Origin of the sequence: Halomonas rhizosphaerae (assembly GCF_030012485.1) — a bacterium.
In the GTDB taxonomy this organism is placed as follows: Bacteria; Pseudomonadota; Gammaproteobacteria; order Pseudomonadales; family Halomonadaceae; genus Halomonas; species Halomonas rhizosphaerae.
Genome location: NZ_JASCQQ010000012.1, coordinates 295,886 through 314,854, shown reverse-complemented (window position 1 = coordinate 314,854; position 18,969 = coordinate 295,886). Strand labels below are relative to the sequence as shown.

Genomic DNA, 18,969 nt, shown 5'->3' with positions numbered 1-18,969 from the left:
CCGGGTCCGCCCCTTGGCTATCGAAGGCAGTGTACCCGTTGGCGGTGCGATATTGAAGATAATTACATATTACGTACTACGTAATTATATTTACGAAATGACAGATAAAATCAAGATTACGCGGCTTATCTTGATTTTATCGCCAGATAAGCCGGATACTGACCAGCAAGGAGCAAGGAGCAAGGAGCAAGGAGCAAGGAGCAAGGAGCAAGGAGCAAGGAGCAAGGAGCAAGGAGCAAGGAGCAAGGAGCAAGGAGCAAGGAGCAAGGAGCAAGGAGCAAGGAGCAAGGGCCATGACGGTGGGGGCGCAAGGAGCGGATATGGATAGGGAAACCAGGCAGGCAGCACCCGATGAGGTGCTGAGCGTGACATCGACGGCACGCGAGCGACTGCCCGAAGCGGCGGGACAGCGGCAAGGCCTGCACATCACCGCCGGCAGCGATGCCGAGGCCGTGGCGCAGTGGCTCGACGAATACCGGGCCAGCCCCCGGACCCGGCGTGCCTATCGCCGCGAGGCGCAGCGCCTGCTGCTGTGGCTGGTGGAGCAGGGCAGGGGGCTCGATGAGCTGCGCCGGGAAGATCTGGACCGCTTCGAGGCCTTCCTGGCCGATCCGCGACCCGTCGAGCGCTGGATCGGGCCGGTGCGCCCGCGTCAGGACCCGCGCTGGCGTCCCTTCCGCGGGCCGCTGTCGCCCGCCAGCCGCCGTCAGAGCCTGGTGATCCTGCAGGGCATGTTCGCCTGGCTGGTGGAGGCAGGCTGGGTCCGCCACAATCCCTTCCGCCTGATGCGCGACAAGCGCCGCCGCCTGGACAACCGCCGGGGCGGCATCGAACGCTACCTGGAGCGCCCCCTGTGGGACTGGCTATGGGACTGGCTGAACCGGCCGGGGGAGGAGGACGCCTCGCCCCGCCGGTGTTACGAGCTGACCCGGCGCCGTCTGGTCTTCGGCTTTGCCTACCTGCTGGCCCCGCGGGTCAGCGAGATGAGTGCGGCGCGCATGAACGACTTCCAGCGCCGCGAGGGGCGATGGTGGTGGAGCGTGGTGGGGAAGGGCGACAAGGTGGCGCGCATCCCGGTGCCGCCGGACATGATGGCGCTGCTGGCCGAGTGGCGCAGGACACTGGGCCTGGCGGCAGAACCGCCGCCGGATGACGCCTCACCCCTGCTGCGAACACTGGACGGCTCCCGGGGACTGGGCGAAAACCGCCTCTATCGGCTGGTCCGTGATGGCTTCCGGGAGTCGGCGGAGGCGCTCGAACGGGAGGCGGGCTACACGGCGCAGGCAGAAGTGGGGCGGCTGCGTCGGGCGACACCGCACTGGCTTCGCCACACGGCCCTGACCCACCAGGCGCAAGCCGGGGTAGAGCTACGCTATCTGGCCGCGACGGCACGCCACTCGCGTCTCGACACCACGGCGCGCTACCTGCACGCCGAGGATGAGGAGTGGCATCGCCAGCAGGCGCGTCATGGCCTGTGGGGCGAAGGGGAGAGGGCAGTGCTTGCCGATGATCGAGATGGCGGGCATGAGCCGTTATAATGGCGGAAGCCACTTCCAGGAGAGACCATGACTACCGAGACCACCGCCGAACAGGCCCAGCAGGAGCTTCTCGACGAGTTCGAGATGTTCGACAACTGGATGGATCGTTACCAGTACATCATCGACATGGGCAAGCAGTTGCCGGCCTTTCCCGATGAGTGGAAGGTCGATGAGCTGAAGATCCAGGGCTGCCAGTCCAATGTCTGGATGCACCACCGTCTCGAGGGCGAGACCCTGCACTTCGATGCAGTCTCAGATGCGGCCATCGTCTCCGGGCTGATTGCCGTACTGATGCGCATCTACAACGACCGTCGTCCGGCGGACATCCGCGCTACCAACCCCCATTTCATGCGGGACCTGGGGCTCGACAAGCACCTATCGCCGACCCGCAGCAACGGACTGAACGCCATGCTGGAGCGGATCTACCGAGTGGCCGAGGCGGAAGCGGCCGCCTGATCAGCGGTTGCGTGGCTGCCGGTCATCCGTCCGGCAGCGGAACTGCTCGTCCAACTCCGGGTCTTCCCGACAGAGCCGCTCGCTGGGTCCTCCCGGTACCGGGTCGATGCCGCCCTCACAGCCCGGGTGGCAGCGAACGACCCGCCTCACCGCCATGATCCCGCCCCTGAGCGGGCCATGCACCTGCAGCGCCTCCACCGTATAGCTCGAGCAGCTTGGCCAGTAGCGGCAGCGCGGCCCCAGCAGCGGGCTCAGCGTGAGCTGGTAGAGCCTCACCGCAGCGATCATCAGCCAACCGAGTGCCTGCCCCAGTAGGCGCAGCAGGCGATGGATCCCGGCGGCCAGGCAGGACACGTCTCAACCCTTGCCGTAGAGGGTGTAGGGGTCGATCAGGGGGTCACTGGCGATGCGTGCCTCGTCGCCCTCCAGCGCCACGTAGAAGCAGCTGCGCCTGCCGCTGTGGCAGGCGGGCCCCGTCTGCGCCACCTGCAGCAGCAGGGTGTCACCGTCGCAGTCCAGCGCTGCGCTCTTCAGGTGCTGCTGCTGGCCGGAGCTCTCGCCCTTGCGCCACAGCTTGCCCCGCGAGCGCGACCAGTAGCAGACGCGGCCGGTCCGCAGGGTCTCTTCCAGGGCCTCGCGGTTCATCCAGGCCATCATCAGTACTTCGCCGCTGTCGTGCTGCTGGGCGATGGCCGGGATCAGGCCGTCGACATTGAAGCGGATGGCGTCGAGGATTCCGGCCAGCGGGAAGCGGCTGTCGCCGGCGGCCCGCTCGAGGGTCTTGAAGGTGTCGCTCATGGAAACTCCGCAGGGGCGGCAGGGCGCTCGGACGCCTGTCGGCAGGCGTCACACTGGCCCAGCAGCTCGATGGTCTGGCGCTGGACCTCGAAGCCCAGCTCCCTGGCGCGACGCGCGAGGTGGTCGTTGATCTCGTCCAGGTGCAGCTCCTCGACACGACCACAGAGGCGACAGATCAGCAGCTGGAAGCCGTGGGCGTGCTCGGGGCAGGGGCAGGCCACGTAGGCATTGAGTGACTCGATGCGATGCACCAGCCCCTGGTCGATGAGAAACTCCAGGGCGCGATAGACGGTAGGGGGCCGTGCCGCGGCGTGTTCCGCCGCCAGGCGGTCGAGCAGGTCATAGGCCTTCAGGCTGCCGGGGGCATCGGCGATCATCTCCAGCACCCGCCGACGGATCGGCGTGAAGCGAGCGCCGCGCTGCTGGCACTGCCGTTCGGCCTGTCGGATCATGTCGCTGGGATCGGTCATGGCACCCGGGGCGATGGCTGGGAGGAAGCGATATTCTACGCGCCGGGCCGGCGAGGGACCAGCTGCGGTCGCTATCAGGCCGTCTCGAGCAGCTCGCTGGAGCGGGCAAAATGATGCTGCGAGAAGGCGACCCTCTCCTCGGGAGCGACACCCTCGGGCTGGCGTTCGATCAGGTCCAGCCGGGAGCGCAGCCCCTCGCCGTTGGCCATCTGGATCGCCAGCCCCGGGCGGGCGTTGAGCTCCAGCAGCATGGGGCCATGGTCTCGGTCGAGCACCATGTCGGTGCCGAGATACCCGAGCCCTGTCATCTCGAAGCAGCCGGCGGCCAGGCGCAGCAACGTGGCCCAGTCGCTGATGCGCAGGCTGGCGAGCTCGTGGCCGGTATCGGGATGGTCGTGACGCCTGCGGTCGAACTGTACCCCCCGGATCGCGGTGCCGCTGGCGATATCGATGCCCACGCCTACGGCTCCCTGGTGCAGGTTGGCCTTGCCATCCGAGGCGGCGGTGGAGAGGCGCATCATTGCCATCACCGGATAGCCCTTGAAGACGATGACCCGGATATCCGGCACCCCCTCATAGGTGTACTCGGAGAAGGATTCGTCGAAGTTGATCAGCGCCTCGATCAGCGCCACATCCGGGGAGCCCCCCAGCGAATAGAGCCCGGAGAGGATGTTGGAGACGTGGCGCTCCACGTCGCCAAGGGTCAGCTGGGCGCCACTCGGCTTGACGTAGCGATCGCCATCGATCCGCTCGATGACGAGGATGCCCTTGCCGCCGCTGCCCTTGGCCGGCTTGATCACGAACCCTTGATGGCCCACGAGCATGGCAAGGATATGCTTGACACCGAACTGGGTGGTCACGGTGCCGATCAGCGCCGGCGTGGTGATACCGTATTCCTGGGCCAGCAGCTTGGTCTTGAGCTTGTCGTCCACCAGCGGGTAGAGCCGGCGATTGTTGTAGCGGCCGATGTAGCGGATGTTGCGCCGGTTCATGCCGATGATTCCCTTGGCATGCAGGCGGGCAGGGGTCGTCCACATGGTGTCAGTCCTCCGTGACCGGCTTGAAGCGGCGCAGCTCGAGCAGGCGATAGCCGGTGTAGTTGCCGAGCAGCAGGATCAGCGCCATCAGGATCAGCTGGACGCCGAGGAAATTGAAGGTGATGTGACGGACCCAGGGGTTGTTCATCGCCAGATAGGCCAGTACCGCGGTGATGAGACTGCCGCCGCCCTGGATCAGTACCTGCTTGGGGCCTTCCTCCTCCCAGAGGATCGACATCCGCTCGATGGTCCAGGAAAGGATGATCATCGGGAAGAAGGTGATGGTCAGGCCGGCATTGAGGCCGAAACGGTAGGAGAGCACCGAGAACACCGAGATGATGGCGATGACCGTGATGATCACCGCCGTCACTCGCGCCACCAGCAGCAGGTTCAGGTAGGAGAGGTAATTACGGATGACCAGTCCCACGGCCACCACGAGCAGGAACCCGACCAGCCCGGTAACCAGGGTGGTCTGGATGAAGGCCAGCGCGATAAGCACGGGCATGAAGGTGCCCGAGGTCTTGATGCCGACCAGCACCCGGAGGATCACGACCATCAGTGCGCCGATGGGGATCAGCAGGATGGTCTGGAACAACGCCTGATCCTCGAGCGGCAGGCTGTGGATCGAGAAGTTGAGCAGGGTGTCATCGGCTAGCTGGCTGCGCACCGCCGCCGCCGCCGGCTGGTTGCGGGAGAGCATCGAGAAACCGACCCGCGAGTCGCTGCCGCCCTGGACCTCGAGCACCGCCTGTCCGGCGGACTCCCAGAGGAGCAGGTTATCCGGGCGGCCTCGGGTGCCCGTACGCGGATCGAACAGCGCCCACTCCTGTTCATCGAAGACCTGGATCCAGGGCGTCAGGCTCTGCCGCCGGCGGCCATGGTCGAGCAGCAAGCCGCTGACCTCGCGGGCCGGTACGCCGGCCTGGTTGAGCAGGCGTACCAGCAGCGGTGTGCGGTCGAACTGGGTCAGCAGGAGGCGCGCATTTTCCCCCTGGCGCTCCTCGGTGAAGTCAGTGATCAGCTCGCGTGCGAAGGTGTAGGGGTCGGAGCTGCGTGACCAGGCCCGCTCGATCACCTGGCTGGCCGCGGTGTCGTAGGGCGTTTCCCAGACGATGTCACGCCGCAGGGGAGGGGGTTCGATCTCCGGGCTCTTCGACTCCGGGGCGACCAGTGCCTGGACGCTGTAATAGAGCTGCTGGTCGCCCGTCGCCTCGCGCGTGGACCATTCTGCGCGGCGGCCGCCGTTCTCCTCGAGAAAGGCCAGCCCGTAGCCGGGCGAGGCAGTGTGTTCGGTCAGGATGCGATACCCCTGCTGGCTCGAGGGCAGCGCCATGTTGACCTTGGCCGAGCCGCCATCGGCGGTAAAGTTGACCTGGGCCTCGATCTCCCAGACCTGGCGCTGCTCGCCCGGTGTCCAGGGCACCTCGAACTGCACATGGCGGTGAATGCTCAGAGCGACACCGGCCACCAGCAGGAAGGCGACGATCAGGTAGAAGGGCAGTCGTGACATGGGTCTTCCTTGATGGGGCTTGAGTCAGGCGAAGGAACTTGGCTTTGTCCCAAAACTGGCTGCACTCGGCCATACGGCGTTACAAAATCGGCTCGAAGTACTCATTTACACCCTGCAAACTCGCGTGCAAGCCCAGTCCGTATCATCGCCGATGATTGTCTTGTCTTGCCGTCGCTCGCCGACAATTCAGACAAGCCCGACGTCACTCTTCGGTTTCGGCTTCGTCTTCATCGCGATCAGCGGCCTCGTCGGTGCCGGCTTCCTCTGCCGGACGCCCGCCCGGGAACTCTGGGCGATCATGAAGGTACTGCTCGGCCACGTCGATGATGGCGATGTCCATCAGGAAACGACGACCCAGCAGTACCGGATGGTCCAGGTGGGTGCGGTCGTTGAGGGTGAACTGCACCGTCTCGCGCAGCGGCCCCAGGGTCATCAGCAGGCTGATCACTGGACGCGAATCCTCCCCGGAGGCCTGGATGATGCGCACCCGGCGTTCCACCGGGGCCTCGATCCATTCGTCACGCACGCTGTCGACCACGCTATCGGCTTCGTTGAGCCCAAGCTTGAAGCGGACCCAGTTCTCGCCGTCGCGCTCGAAGCGGGTAATCTCGGTAGCCGACAGCGACGAGGTGGTGGCCCCAGAGTCGATACGGGCCTTCAGGTAGGTGCCGACACCGGGCAAACCGATCCACTCGGTGCGACCCAGGATCTCCTTGTTGTCCAGGCGCGTCGGGCTGTCGCTGCACTGACTGGCCACCTGGGGCACGTCGTCATCGCGGTCGAGACGTGCCACCTCGCCACGTAGTTGCCGCAGCAAGCTGCCGACCTCACGAACGTCCGCCGACAGCGCCTGCTGCTGTTGCAGCTGCTGATCGAGCCGGCCCTGCTGAGCGGTAACGCAGCTGGAGGTGACGGCGCCTTCCAGCTGATCGAGTCGCGCCTGGAATTCTCCGCTGGTGACGAGCGGCGGCGGAGGCTCACGGTCGGGCAGCAGGGTGCAGCCGCTCAGCAGCAGGGTGGCAACGATCAGGGTGCTGGCAAACGGCAGGCAATGGCGCATGTACAGGGCTCGAGCAGCAGGGTGATGCGTGATGATAAGGAGTCGCCTCCAGCCTTGTCCAACGTCGACGGGACGCGACAGCATGATTATAGTCGACCAGAGCGCATTACCCATGGTCTTCATTTAACATAATATACATTATACGAACTCTTGGAGGTGCACTTACCTGGGCCCTTTGATGCCGGTCAAGACGCTTGCCGAATCGTGTGAAACTACTCATTCATAAGGTAATGACTGGACTACCCTTCGCCTGTGAAGTTTGCCTGACGATCGTCGTCAGGGCTTCGAAAGGATCACGCAAGGGGATCACGATGCAGACAAGGAACCGGCAACCCGCGTTCGTCCTGCTGCCGCTGGTGCTGGCGGTGTCGGCGGCCAGCCACACCCAGGCCCAGGAAGACGCCGGCGGGACCGGCGGGACCGACTGGACCCATGATGCCGGCGTCACGGTGGGCAACGAGTACCACGACAACATCTTCTACGAGCGCGAGAATCGCCTCTCCGACACCATCACCACCGTCTCGCCCCGCGCCGAACTTGTCGGCAAGGGGCAACGCCACGAGATACGCGCCTTCGGCAGCGCCGAGCGCGGCAAGTACCACGAATACCAGGACGAGAACTATACCGACTGGCGCCTCGGCGGCGAGGGTCGCTATGCCTATAGCGAGGCCGGCAGCCTGTTTGGCGGCGTCAACCTGGCCCGTGGCCACGAGGAGCGCTCCTCGCCGGACGCCGCGAATGGCGAGGAACCGACCCTCTATGATCGCCTGGGCACCTTCGCCGGGGTCAACCACCGGTTCGGGCGCATCACCAGCCGCGTCGGCGGCACCTTCGAGACCCTGGACTTCAAGGACGTCGACGCCCTGGATGGCCAGACCATCGAGAACGACGACCGCGACCGTGACCAGGCCACCTTCGGCGGGCGTTTCGGCTACCGCGTCAACGCGTCCCTGGAACCCTTCTTCCAGGTCGCGGCGGACCTGCGCGACTACGACCGGGCCGTCGATATCGACGGCTTCGATCGCGACTCCGAGGGGGGCAACGCCGCCGTGGGCCTGCTCCTCCAGCCGTCCCCGGCGCTCGACGTCGAGCTGCTGGCCGGCTGGCTGGAGCAGGACTACGACGACCCCGCCCTCGAGGACGTCGGCACCTGGGACCTGGGGGGCGAGCTTTCCTGGCGCCCCGCCGGTTCGCCGACGCGCGTCAATGCCCGGCTCGACCGCAGCGTGGAAGAGACCACCGTGCGCGGGGCCTCGGCCAACCTGCGCACCGGCATGGGGGCCCAGCTGACTACCGCGATCCGCCCCGACCTGACCTTCAACGCCCGGGCGAGCTACAGCGACCACGACTACCAGGGCGTGGCGCGCAACGACAACCTGCTGGGCCTGGGACTCGGCCTGCGCCACTACCTCAACGCGCACCTCTTCGTCGGCATGGACTACGACTTCCTGCAGCGCGACTCCAGCCTCCCCGCCGAGGACTTCGACAACAACCGCCTGACGGCCAGCCTCGGCACCCAGCTCTCCCGGGGCTACGAGGACGCCGAACTGCTGGCCGCGGCCCGTGATACCGATCTCTTGGACGGCCTCTACCTGGGGCTCCAGGCGGGCTACGGCGAGGTCGGCACGGCCCAGGCCGGGCCGCGCGGCTCCGGCGGCACCCTGCTCGCCGACTTCCGCGATGCCGGCGGCAGCCTGGGCCTGTTCGGTGGCCCTGCGCTGTCGCTGGGTGACTGGCGGCTGGCCCTGGAGCTCGAGGCCGAGGACGCCGATACCGAATGGTCCCACGAACGTACCGGGGGACGCCTCTTCTCGGTGGAGAAGCAGCGCGAGTTCGGTGCCGGGCTGCGCATCGGCCGCCTGCTGGCCGGCGACAATGAGGTGTACGGTCGCCTGGGGCTGGTCCGCGGCCGCTTCGACCTGGCCTTCGCCGAGGGGGGCGAGAACGACGACCGCAGGGAGTGGCTGGATGGACGCCGCCTGGGCGGCGGCCTGGAGGTGCCGCTGACCACCGCCCTGGGACTGCGCATGGACTACAGCTACACCGACTACGAGGACCTCGACATCGGGGTCGGCGGCGAGACCGACGACTTCGCCCAGGAGGAGAGCCGGATGCGCCTGGGACTGGCCTGGCACCCCTGGCGCCAGGCCGGCCGGCGGACCCCGGTCGCACCCGAGGCCCATGACGGCCTCTATGTCGGCGGCCAGGTCGGCTACGGGAGCCTGATCACCGATCTCGAGGGGCCGCGCACCGAACCCTCGGTGCTCGAGGCACGCTTCGGTGACTCAGGTGCACTGGCGGGCCTGCATGTCGGCTATGGCCAGACCTTCCAGCGGCTCTACCTGGGGGGCGAACTGGCGGTCGAGGTCAGCGACGTGACCTGGAACCACGAACGCGAACCCACCGGCCGCACCTACTCGGTGGACCGCGAGTCGAGCCTCGGCCTGGCCCTGCGCGCCGGCTACGTGATCGACAGCGGTGCCCTGCTCTACCTGCGCGGCGGTCCGGCCTGGACGGCCTTCGGGACCCGCTACGCGCGTGGCGAGCAGCGTGTCCAGCTGGACGAGACCGAGCAGGGCTGGCAGTTCGGTGGCGGGATCGAGGTACCCCTGCGCGAGCGCCTGCGCCTGCGCATGGACGTCAGCCATACCCGCTACGACGACATCGAGGTCGACTATGGCTCCGGCGTCGACACCCTGGACAGCGAGGAGAACCAGATGCGGCTGGGCATGAGCATCCGCTTCTGAGAGGCCTGGAGAGCGGCCATGTCGGACGCGGCCCCGAGGCCCCGTCCGACCTTTACGACGCCACCTTTAATGACCAAATCGGATATTGTTATACGTCAATTGCATTTGATACTGATGCGCCCATACTTTGATTACTGGCACTCCGCAACTACGGCTCTACCAGTTCACGGCACGTCGAACTGAGATTCCAGGAGCTACACATGAAGACCTTGTGCAAGACCCCCTCCCTCACCCGCCTCGCCACCCTGACCGGTGCGGCCGTCCTGCCGCTGGTGGGTACCGCCATGCTCGGCACGGCCGTCGTGCCCGAGGCGGGCTTCTTCATCCAGAGCGCCGAGGCCCAGCAGGGCCAGGGCCATGGTGGCGGTCGCGACGACCTGCTCAACATCGGACGCGGCAAGGGCAATGGCTTCGGCGCCGGTGGCCAGGGGCGCTCGCTTGAGACCGACATCTTCCGCGATGACGCCGCCGGCGGCCCGCCCGAGGAGAAGGGTCAGGGCCAGGGCGGGAGCGGCAGTGATCGCGGTGGCCAGCCGGATGGCGCCGGCAGCGGTGGCGGCCCGGACAGCGGCAAGGGCGGCGACTATGGCGATATCGTCATCATCCTGCGCAACGACGACGGCACACCGGATTTAAACGAGGAAACTGGTCAAGTCCAACCCTGCCTGGACGCCGCCTGTGAGGAGGTGATCCAGCTGGTCCAGGAAGAGGACGGGAAGTGGGAGATCCCGGCAGAATATGCCGACCAGGTGATCCCGGTCGAGTTCGGCCGTCTCAATGTCGCCCGCTCGCCGGAGACTGTCACCGATCACTCCCTGGCCGAACTGCTCAGCAAGATGGACGGCCTGGAAATCACCGCCGAGACCCTGGCCGAGATGACCGACGCATCCGGTCGCCTGATCACCCCGGACGGTGCCACCATCGACTCGCCGCTGGAAAACCTCGCCTTCTATATCGCACTGCTCGAGGCGACCAACGAGGACCCCGTCGACGGGCTCTATACCCTCAGCATCTCTACCAACCCCCACGGTGACGAGCCGGCCGAGTCCTACTCGATGACCGTCGATGCGGATATCCTGCTGACGCTTGCCGCCTCGGCGCTGGCCGCCAGCTCGGACAAGTACGGTGACCTGACCATCGACGAGGTGATGGGGATCAGTGGCTTCCTGGGCGTCGCCGACGAGCTGTCCGCGCTGGTGTCGTCGGATACCTACTCCTACAGCCCTGATGACCTCTATGGCGGGATCACGGTCACGGTGCTCCAGGAGGTCGTGATCGACGGCACAACCTATTATGAGCCGACCGAGGTAAGCCTGCTCGACGAGGTGGTGTTCAATACCGTCCCGACCATCGAGGACAACGGCTACGGCATCGATACCTTCACCCAGCAGGCCGATGACTCTGTCCAGGTGCTGGAGTATGTCCATGACTTCGGCCTGGAAACCGAGTGACCCAGACCACGGCGTGAACACAGGAATGAAGCGGCCCCTGGAGGGGCCGCTCTTGTCTCACAGGAGGCATCCATGAAAGAGCAGCACTCCCCTGCCCTGCGCTGGTTCATGCTGACTGGCCTGCTGCCGCTGGTCCTGGCCGCCGGCCTCGCTCAGGCCGGCGAGTTCTCCCAGGTGCCGAGCGACCAGCGGCTGCTGGCTCAGCACTCCGACCACACGGACTCCCATGCCGAGGGGGATGACCACGGCTCGGGCGGCAAGCACGGTGGTGGCGGCCAGGGTCAGGGCAAGCGCCTGGGCAAGGGCGCCGGCACCGGCGAGGCCCGTGGCAGCCACTCGGCGGAATCCGACATCTTTCGCGACGAGGGCTTCGATCGCGGCAACCCGGAGCGTGGCGGTGGCCCGCCTGCCGACCGCGGAGGGAGCCACGAGGAGGGAGACGACCACGACCACGAGGACGGTGAGCCAGGTGGCGGGCCGCCCGAGGGACGCGGCGAGCACGAGGATGGCGAGGAACACGACCACGAGGCGTGACGGACTGCACCTCACCAGATGATACGTCACCGCCCGGCGGGCCTCGTCCTCCGGGCGGTGCCGTGGCAAGGCGCCCTTTCCGGTGACGCGTTCGGGCGATATGGCGCCGACATCGCAAATCCGCTAGCCTTCCTGTACAAAACCCTATCACTGGAACTGAGAATGTACAGGAAATGGCTTTTTCGCCTGGTCGTGCTGCTGCTCTCCCTGGGGCTGCTGGCCGGCTGCAGCAGCGTCGATATCGAGCGCTATGCAGGCACCACGCCGCGCCTCGACATCGGAGAATACTTCGACGGCAAGACTCGCGCCTGGGGCATGGTGCAGGACTACAGCGGGGAGGTGCAGCGCCGCTTCACCGTGGAGATCGACGGTCGGCTCGAGGGCGACACCCTGACCCTGGACGAACGCTTCACCTATGACGACGGCGAGACCGACCGGCGCATCTGGACCTTCGAGCGTCAGGGCGAGGATCGCTGGATCGGCCGCGCCAATGACGTCGAGGGCGCGGTGGAAGCGCGCCAGGCCGGCCACGCCTTCACCATGCGCTACCGCCTGCCCGTCGAGGTCTCGGGACGCGAGATTACCTTCACCCTGGACGACTGGATGTACCTGCAGCCCGACGGGCGGCTGATCAACCGCACCGCCATGCGCAAGTTCGGGGTCACGCTCGCCGAGATCACCATCGTCTTCGACCAGTCGCCCTGACGACAACGCCCCCGACTCACAGGAGCCGGGGGCGTCGAAGGATCCTCTTGACCGGCGGTGGTCGATCAGATCGGCTTCTTGTCGTCAGCCTCGGCCGGCGCGTAGGAGCCATCCTCGCGGTGCACCTCGTTGCCGGTCAGGCCCGGCGTAAACACGCAGGCCAGGTGCATGGTCTTGCTGGCGCGCAGCAGGTGCTCGTCGTGCTGGTCGAGGATGTAGATGTCACCCGGCTTGATCGGCCAGATCTTGCCGTCGGCCAGGGTTTCCACCTCGCCCTCGCCTTCGATGCAGAAAACGGCCTCGAAGTGATGCTTGTAGTGGATGTGGGTCTCGGTGCCTTCGTAGATGCGGGTAATATGGAAGGAGCAGTTGCCACCATCATCGGCCAGACTCAGGCGGGTGCTGTCCCAGTTGCCGTTTTCGGCCTTGACCAGGCGGTCGGTCTTGCGGGCGTCATCGAGATTGCGAACGATCATGAATGCTCTCCAATGGTATCAGTGACGGACCGGTCGGCCCCTGCCGACCGGTCGATGACTGGGCCGCCCATGGGGCGACACCCTCAGACTATCAGCTAAGCGCCTGTTTGGTGCTGGTCTCGAGAATATCGAGGCCCTTGTCCAGCTCCTCATCGGTGATGGTCAGCGGGCAGAGGCACTTGACGACCTCGCCGTCCTGGCCGCTGGTCTCGATGACCAGACCGTTCTCGAAGGCCTTGTGGGTGATCTTGTCGGCGATGTCACCGCTACCCACGTCGATCCCGCGCATCAGGCCGCGGCCACGCTCGGAGGCCTCGATGCCCAGTTCGCCGAGCATGCCGGCGATCTTCTGGAAACGCTTGGCGACCACCTCGCCCTTGCGCGCCACGTCCTGTGCCAGGGCGTCGTCGCTCCAATAGTGGCGCAGGGCGGCGGCCGCGGTGGTGAAGGCCAGCGCGAAGCCGCGGAAGGTGCCGTTGTACTGGCCCGGCTTCCAGACATCGAGTTCAGGACGCATCAGCACCTGGGAGAACGGCAGGCCAAGGCCGGAGAGCGACTTGGAATTGGTGACGATGTCGGGGACGACATCGGCATGCTCAAAGCTGAAGAACTTGCCGGTGCGGCCGCAGCCGGCCTGGATGTCGTCGACGATCAGCAGGATGTCATGGGCGCGACAGATGCCCTCGAGGCGCTTGAGCCAGTCGAGGCCGGCGACGTTGATGCCGCCCTCGCCCTGCACGGTCTCGACGATGACACCGGCCGGGATGTCCAGGCCGCCGGACTTGTCGCCGAGCAGCTTCTCGAAGTAGTCCAGGGTGTCGGCGCTGTCGCCCAGGTAGCCGTCGAAGGGCATGAAGCTGCCGCCGACCGTCGGCACCCCGCCGGTGGCCTCGCGGAACTTGCGGTTACCGGTGGTGGCCAGCGCCCCCATGGTCACGCCGTGAAAGCCGTTGGTGAAGGTGACGATGTTGTGGCGACCCTTGGCGTTGCGGGCCAGACGGATGGCCGCCTCGACGGCATTGGTACCGGTCGGCCCGGGGAACTGGACCTTGTAGTCCAGGCCGCGCGGCTTGAGGATCATCTCGTCGAGAGCCTCGAGGTAGTCACGCTTGGCGGCGGTCCAGAAGTCCAGGCCGTGGATGATGTTGTCGTCGGCCAGGTAGTCGAGCAGTGCCTGCTTGATGTGCGGGTTGTTGTGGCCGTAGTTCAGGGTGCCGGCACCGGCCAGGAAGTCGATGTACTCGCGGCCGTCCTCGTCGGTCAGACGGGCATTGCGGGCCTTGGTGAAGACCACCGGAAAGGAGCGGGAATAGGTCCGGACTTCGGACTCCATGCGTTCGAGGATCTGGGTCTGCATGTGCGACCTCCTGTTGGCAAATAGAAAGGGATCAGACGCGCGAGCGCGGCTGAAGGGTGTGGGGTCGCCTGCCGCCCGGAAGCGGCAGGCAGTGAAGCGGGGCGCTCAGATGCGATCGGTCTGGAAAGGGCCGATGCGCACGAGGTTTTCCGGGTCGTGCTCACCACCGAGCTGGTCGGTGGAGAAGTATTCGCGGCTGTTGAGCGGCGCCTGCCAGCGGTCGGCAAGCCGACGGAACAGACCCCAGGAGGCCTGGTTGTCGGGCGTGATGGTGGTCTCGAGGTGGTGGACCTCGGCCAACTCCGGGCGGGTCATCACGGCTTCCACCAGGCGACGGGCGAGGCCCGTGCCGCGCGCCTTCTCGCCGACCGCCACCTGCCACAGGAAGTAGGTGTCCGGGGCATTGCTCTTCACGTAGCCGGATACGAAACCGACGATCTCGCCCTCCTCGTTGGTGGCCACGGCACAGCTGTCGCGGAACTGGGTCGCCAGCAGCAGATAGGCATAGGCGGAATTGACATCCAGCGGGGGGCAGGACTTGACCAGCTCGTAGATTCCCCAGCCGTCATCGGGATTGGGCTTGCGGATAAACAGCGGATACGTCTCGTGACCGACAACAGCATCCGCCACGGTGGGGCGGGCCAGGTCGGCGGAAGGCGTGAAGGGCTCGGTGGTTGCGTTCATTGTCGTGGTTCGCTGTAGCGAATTTGGGAAGGAGTATAACAGCGGCTTATCGGCAATTCAAAAGGATGCTTATCCTGTCGACTCGGATCCATAATGGAAAATTATACTCCCTGACCCGCTCCCGCCAGTCGCGCCGCTTGTCTTGGATAATAGACCACTCCGGGACGTCGGGACGTCTGACCAGAATGCAGCGGGCCACCCCGGAGGATGGCCCGCTGCGATGCCCGAGGCGGGCAAGGGCTCAGCGCCGTGTCGGCGCGCGCATGGTGACGAACTCTTCGGCGCCGGTGGGATGGATGCCCACGGTGGCGTCGAAATCTGCCTTGGTGAGGCCCGCGCGCACCGCCACGGCGATGCCCTGAATCACCTCACCGGCCTCCTCGCCCACCATGTGGGCTCCCACCACCACGTCGCTCGCATCGTCGACGATCAGTTTCATCAGGCAGCGCTCGCTGCTGCCGGAAAGGGTGTGCTTCAAGGGACGGAAGTTGGCGACGTAGACGCGGATCTCGCCACACGTCTCACGGGCCTGCTCTTCGGAGAGTCCCACGGTACCGATGTTGGGGTGACAGAACACCGCGGTGGGGATGTTGCGGTAGTCCAGGGGGGCCGGCTCGGCCTCGTCGAAGTGGTGCCGGACCATCTGCATGGCCTCGGCGAGGGCCACCGGGGTCAGCTCGGGGCCGCCGGACACGTCCCCCAGGGCCAGGATCGAGGGCACGGACGTCTCGAAGCGCTCGTTGACGCGCAGGTAGCCGCTGTCAGTCAGCGCGATGCCGAGACGATCAAGCCCCAGGCCCTCGAGGTGGGGACGGCGGCCGGTGGCGGCCAGGACCGCATCCACCTCCAACTGCTCGCCATTGGTGAGGTTCACCAGCAGGCCTCGCTCGACCTTCTCGATCGAGGCGATGTTGGCCTCGAAATGCAGCTGGACGCCCTTCTTGGCCATCTCGTCGCGGGTGTATTCGCGCACCTGCTGGTCGAAGCCGCGCAGGAACAGCTCGCCGCGATAGACCAGGTGGGCATCACTGCCCAGGCCATTGAAGATACTGGCGAACTCCACGGCGATATAGCCGCCGCCCAGGACCAGGAAGCGCTCGGGAAAGCGCTCGAGATCAAAGACCCGGTTGGAATCGACCACGTGCTCGTTGCCCGGGAAGTCCGGCACCCAGGGCCAGCCCCCCACGGCGACCAGGATCTTCTCCGCGCTGAGGGTCTCGTCGTTCACGCTGACATGGTGTTCGTCAAGCACCTTGGCGCGGCCGTTGATCAGGCGCACCCCGGCCGCGTCGAGCAGGCGCCCGTAGATGTCGTTGAGCCGCTTGATCTCGCCGATCTTGTTGTCGCGCAGCGTGGCCCACTCGAAACGCGGGGCCTCGGGCAGGTCCCAGCCGAAGCCGCCGGCATCCTCGAAGGCCTCGTGGAAGTGCGCCGCATAGGAGTAGAGCTTCTTGGGTACGCAGCCCACATTGACACAGGTGCCGCCCAGGTAGCGATCCTCCGCCACGGCGACCCGCGCGCCGGTGGCGGCGGCGGTGCGGGCGGCGCGAACGCCGCCGGAGCCCGCCCCGATCACGAACAGGTCATAGTCGAAGTCTGACACGCAAGTCTCCTGTCGAAGGGTCGAGCCGCATTCGGCTCACCGGTGTATCTCGAGGCGAGATCATACCAGCCGAGGCGACGCCCAGGGAGAGCGGTTGACCCCCCCGGCAGGCGAGGTTAAAAGGGGGCACCAACCTTCCCCGCCAACCCTTCCGGAGCCTGCCATGAAACAAGAGATCGAGAGACTGCTGGCCAACAACCGCAGTTGGGCGGAGAAGATGTGCCGGGACGACCCGGACTACTTCGCCCGCCTGGCCCGCCAGCAGACTCCCGACTACCTGTGGATCGGCTGCTCCGACTCCCGTGTGCCGGCCAACCAGATCATCGACCTGCCGCCGGGCGAGGTCTTTGTCCACCGCAATGTCGCCAACCTGCTCCACCACAACGACATGAACGCCCTCTCGGTGGTGCAGTTCGCCGTGGACGTGCTCAAGGTGCGCCACATCATGGTGGTCGGCCACTACGGCTGCGGTGGCGTGCGGGCAGCCGTCGCCGGCGGCGAGTGTGGCATGGTCGACTACTGGCTGCATTCGGTCCGCGAGCTCTACAGCCGCCATCGGGGGGCCCTGGAAGCACTGTCCCTTGAGGAGCAGGTCGACCGCATGTGCGAACTCAACGTCGAGGCCCAGGTCAACAACCTGTGCCGGACCAAGATCGTCCAGCGCGCCTGGCAGCGCGGCCAGGCGCTCTCGGTGCATGGCTGGGTCTACGGGCTGAGCGACGGCCGGGTCTCCGACCTCGATTGCAGTGTCCACGGCCTCGACCAGGTCGCCACCCTGTATCGCATCGACCGCATCACCCCCGCCGGGGACTGAGCCAGGCCCCAGCCGGCGGGGCTCATTCGCCGGGCGCATGAGCCCTCTCACAATTTCGATTGTGCCTCCATGGCCAGGCTCACTATGTTGTTGGCTGGACCTTCGTGGTCATCACATCAACAACAAGTCTACCGGCATGGAACGACACATGACTCTCAAGAAGACCCTGCTGGCGAGCGTGATCGGCGCCGCCATGACCACCGCCGTGCTGCCCTCCATGGCCAGCGCCGAGACCACCCTGCGCATGGCCTACGATGCCGACCCGGTCTCGCTGGACATCCACGAGCAGCTCTCCGGAGGGATCCTCCAGCTCTCCCACATGACCTTCGACCCGTTGGTGCGCTGGACCAGCGACCTGGAGTTCGAGCCGCGACTGGCCACCGACTGGGAGCAGGTCGACGACACCACCATGCGCATGACCCTGCGCGAGGGAGTCGAATTCCACAGCGGCAACACCCTCACCGCCGAGGACGTGGCCTGGACCGTCGAGCGCCTCAAGCGCAGCCCGGACTTCAAGGCGATCTTCGAACCGATCGAGAGCGTCACGGCCATCGACGATACCACCGTCGAGTTCACCACTCGGGACCCCTACCCGCTGTTGCTGAACCTCGCCACCTACATCTTCCCGCTGGACAGCGCGTTCTACAGCGGCACCGACGAGGACGGCGACCCCAAGGACAAGATCGTCAAGAACGGCAACTCCTTCGCCTCGGCCAACCTCTCCGGTACCGGTCCCTTCACCGTGGTCGAACACCAGAAGGGCAACCGCATGGAGTTCGACCGCTTCGACGACTACTGGGATGAAGACTCCCCGGGCAACGTGGACCGCATCGTGCTCACCCCGATCAGCGAGAACGCCACCCGTGTGGCCGCCCTGCTCTCCGGGGACGTGGACTTCATCGCCCCGGTGCCGCCCAACGACCTGGACCGCGTGCGCGAGGACGAGGACGTCCAGCTGGTCACCATGTCCGGCACCCGTATCATCTTCTTCCACATGAACCAGGAGCGCGTCGAGGCCTTCCAGGACCCTCGGGTCCGCCAGGCCTTCGCCTATGCCGTCAACCAGGAGGGCATCGCCGACCGCCTGATGAAGGGCTTCGCCACCCCGGCGGCGCAATTCTCGCCGGAGGGCTATGCCGGCCACGTGGCGGACCTCGAGCCGCGCTACGACCTGGAGAAGGCCAAGCAGCTGATGGAAGAGGCCGGCTACGCCGACGGCTTCGAGATCTCCATGATGGCGCCCAACAACCGCTACGTGAACGATGCCAAGATCGCCCAGGCGGTGGCCGCCATGCTGGCACGCATCAACGTCACGGTGGACCTCAAGACGCTGCCCAAGGCCCAGTACTGGGGCGAGTACGACGACCGCGCCGCCGACATGATGCTGATCGGCTGGCACGCCGACACCGAGGACAGCGCCAACTTCCACGAGTACCTGACGGCCTGCCCGGATGCCGACAGCGGTGCCGGCCAGTACAACGCCGGCAACTACTGCAACCCGGAGCTCGACAAGCTGGTGGCCGAGGCCAACCTGGAGGTCGACCTCGAGAAACGGGCCGAGATGCTGCAGCAGGTCGAACAGACCCTGCACGACGAGGCGGCCGTCGTGCCCCTGCACTGGCAGGACCTGGCCTGGGCCTCGGCGGCCAACGTCGATATCGAGCCGATCCTCAACGTGATGAACTTCCCCTACCTCGGGGATCTGGTCATCGAGGACGAGTAAGCCTCC

General features: G+C 66.0%; 18 protein-coding genes. 8 read left to right on the top strand and 10 right to left on the bottom strand.

All coding sequences use genetic code 11. The features are described 5' to 3' along the window. Nucleotides 1-320 precede the first annotated feature (320 nt). Together QLQ86_RS07135 and QLQ86_RS07130 are read left to right on the top strand one after the other, a co-directional pair. Nucleotides 321-1,538, top strand: a complete 1,218-nt coding sequence (locus QLQ86_RS07135) for a tyrosine-type recombinase/integrase (protein WP_282816367.1) — start codon at nt 321-323, stop codon at nt 1,536-1,538. Between the two features lie 27 nt (nt 1,539-1,565). Then, complete coding sequence (locus tag QLQ86_RS07130; protein WP_282816366.1) at nt 1,566-1,994, top strand: SufE family protein; 429 nt, start codon at nt 1,566-1,568, stop codon at nt 1,992-1,994. Here QLQ86_RS07130 and yidD read toward each other — a convergent pair whose 3' ends face one another. The 6 genes from yidD to QLQ86_RS07100 form a co-directional block, all read right to left on the bottom strand. Next, nucleotides 1,995-2,282 (bottom strand): membrane protein insertion efficiency factor YidD, encoded by a 288-nt coding sequence (yidD, locus tag QLQ86_RS07125; protein WP_282816430.1) that lies wholly within the window; start codon nt 2,280-2,282, stop codon nt 1,995-1,997. A 69-nt stretch (nt 2,283-2,351) separates the two neighbouring features. Beyond that, nucleotides 2,352-2,792: a phosphoribosyl-AMP cyclohydrolase gene (gene hisI / locus QLQ86_RS07120; protein ID WP_282816365.1), complete on the bottom strand. Its 441-nt coding sequence runs from the start codon at nt 2,790-2,792 to the stop codon at nt 2,352-2,354. Next, complete coding sequence (locus QLQ86_RS07115; protein ID WP_282816364.1) at nt 2,789-3,262, bottom strand: transcriptional repressor; 474 nt, start codon at nt 3,260-3,262, stop codon at nt 2,789-2,791. The genes hisI and QLQ86_RS07115 overlap by 4 nt, the downstream gene beginning before the upstream one ends. A 74-nt stretch (nt 3,263-3,336) precedes the next feature. Further along, nucleotides 3,337-4,299, bottom strand: coding sequence for an alpha-L-glutamate ligase-like protein (locus tag QLQ86_RS07110; protein WP_282816363.1), 963 nt, complete (start codon nt 4,297-4,299; stop codon nt 3,337-3,339). A gap of 4 nt (nt 4,300-4,303) precedes the next feature. Further along, nucleotides 4,304-5,809, bottom strand: a complete 1,506-nt coding sequence (locus tag QLQ86_RS07105) for a UUP1 family membrane protein (RefSeq protein WP_282735945.1) — start codon at nt 5,807-5,809, stop codon at nt 4,304-4,306. 202 nt (nt 5,810-6,011) lie between these two features. After that, nucleotides 6,012-6,869, bottom strand: coding sequence for an ATP-dependent zinc protease family protein (locus QLQ86_RS07100; RefSeq protein ID WP_282735946.1), 858 nt, complete (start codon nt 6,867-6,869; stop codon nt 6,012-6,014). 311 nt (nt 6,870-7,180) lie between these two features. On the opposite strand from QLQ86_RS07100, the gene QLQ86_RS07095 reads away from it, so the two are divergent. The 4 genes from QLQ86_RS07095 (at nt 7,181) to QLQ86_RS07080 (ending at nt 12,306) form a co-directional block, all read left to right on the top strand. Next, nucleotides 7,181-9,616: an outer membrane beta-barrel protein gene (locus QLQ86_RS07095; protein WP_282816362.1), complete on the top strand. Its 2,436-nt coding sequence runs from the start codon at nt 7,181-7,183 to the stop codon at nt 9,614-9,616. Between the two features lie 200 nt (nt 9,617-9,816). Further along, nucleotides 9,817-11,067: a hypothetical protein gene (locus QLQ86_RS07090; RefSeq protein ID WP_282816361.1), complete on the top strand. Its 1,251-nt coding sequence runs from the start codon at nt 9,817-9,819 to the stop codon at nt 11,065-11,067. Between the two features lie 72 nt (nt 11,068-11,139). After that, a complete protein-coding gene (locus tag QLQ86_RS07085; protein ID WP_282816360.1) occupies nt 11,140-11,601 on the top strand; it encodes a hypothetical protein in 462 nt (153 codons plus the stop codon). A gap of 162 nt (nt 11,602-11,763) precedes the next feature. After that, entirely contained in the window at nt 11,764-12,306 is a 543-nt protein-coding gene (locus tag QLQ86_RS07080) for a DUF3833 domain-containing protein (protein WP_282816359.1), read from the top strand. A 65-nt stretch (nt 12,307-12,371) separates the two neighbouring features. Here the strand turns inward: QLQ86_RS07080 and QLQ86_RS07075 are convergent, their stop codons facing one another. The 4 genes from QLQ86_RS07075 to gorA form a co-directional block, all read right to left on the bottom strand. Next, on the bottom strand, nt 12,372-12,782 hold the full coding sequence (locus tag QLQ86_RS07075) for an ectoine synthase (protein ID WP_282735949.1): 411 nt from the start codon (nt 12,780-12,782) through the stop codon (nt 12,372-12,374). 91 nt (nt 12,783-12,873) lie between these two features. Next, the gene (gene ectB, locus QLQ86_RS07070; protein WP_282816358.1) at nt 12,874-14,139 is read right to left on the bottom strand and encodes a diaminobutyrate--2-oxoglutarate transaminase; all 1,266 of its coding nucleotides are present in this window, start codon (nt 14,137-14,139) and stop codon (nt 12,874-12,876) included. A gap of 105 nt (nt 14,140-14,244) precedes the next feature. After that, nucleotides 14,245-14,823, bottom strand: coding sequence for a diaminobutyrate acetyltransferase (gene ectA / locus QLQ86_RS07065; RefSeq protein WP_282735951.1), 579 nt, complete (start codon nt 14,821-14,823; stop codon nt 14,245-14,247). Nucleotides 14,824-15,064: 241 nt separating this feature from the next. Beyond that, nucleotides 15,065-16,426 carry a glutathione-disulfide reductase gene (gene gorA / locus QLQ86_RS07060; protein ID WP_282816357.1) on the bottom strand — a complete coding sequence of 454 codons (1,362 nt, stop codon included), beginning with the start codon at nt 16,424-16,426 and terminating at the stop codon, nt 15,065-15,067. Between the two features lie 163 nt (nt 16,427-16,589). Here gorA and can point away from each other — a divergent pair, with 163 nt between their 5' ends. Beyond that, complete coding sequence (gene can, locus QLQ86_RS07055; RefSeq protein ID WP_282735953.1) at nt 16,590-17,240, top strand: carbonate dehydratase; 651 nt, start codon at nt 16,590-16,592, stop codon at nt 17,238-17,240. A gap of 148 nt (nt 17,241-17,388) precedes the next feature. Then, the gene (locus tag QLQ86_RS07050; RefSeq protein WP_282816356.1) at nt 17,389-18,963 is read left to right on the top strand and encodes an ABC transporter substrate-binding protein; all 1,575 of its coding nucleotides are present in this window, start codon (nt 17,389-17,391) and stop codon (nt 18,961-18,963) included. Nucleotides 18,964-18,969 lie beyond the last annotated feature (6 nt).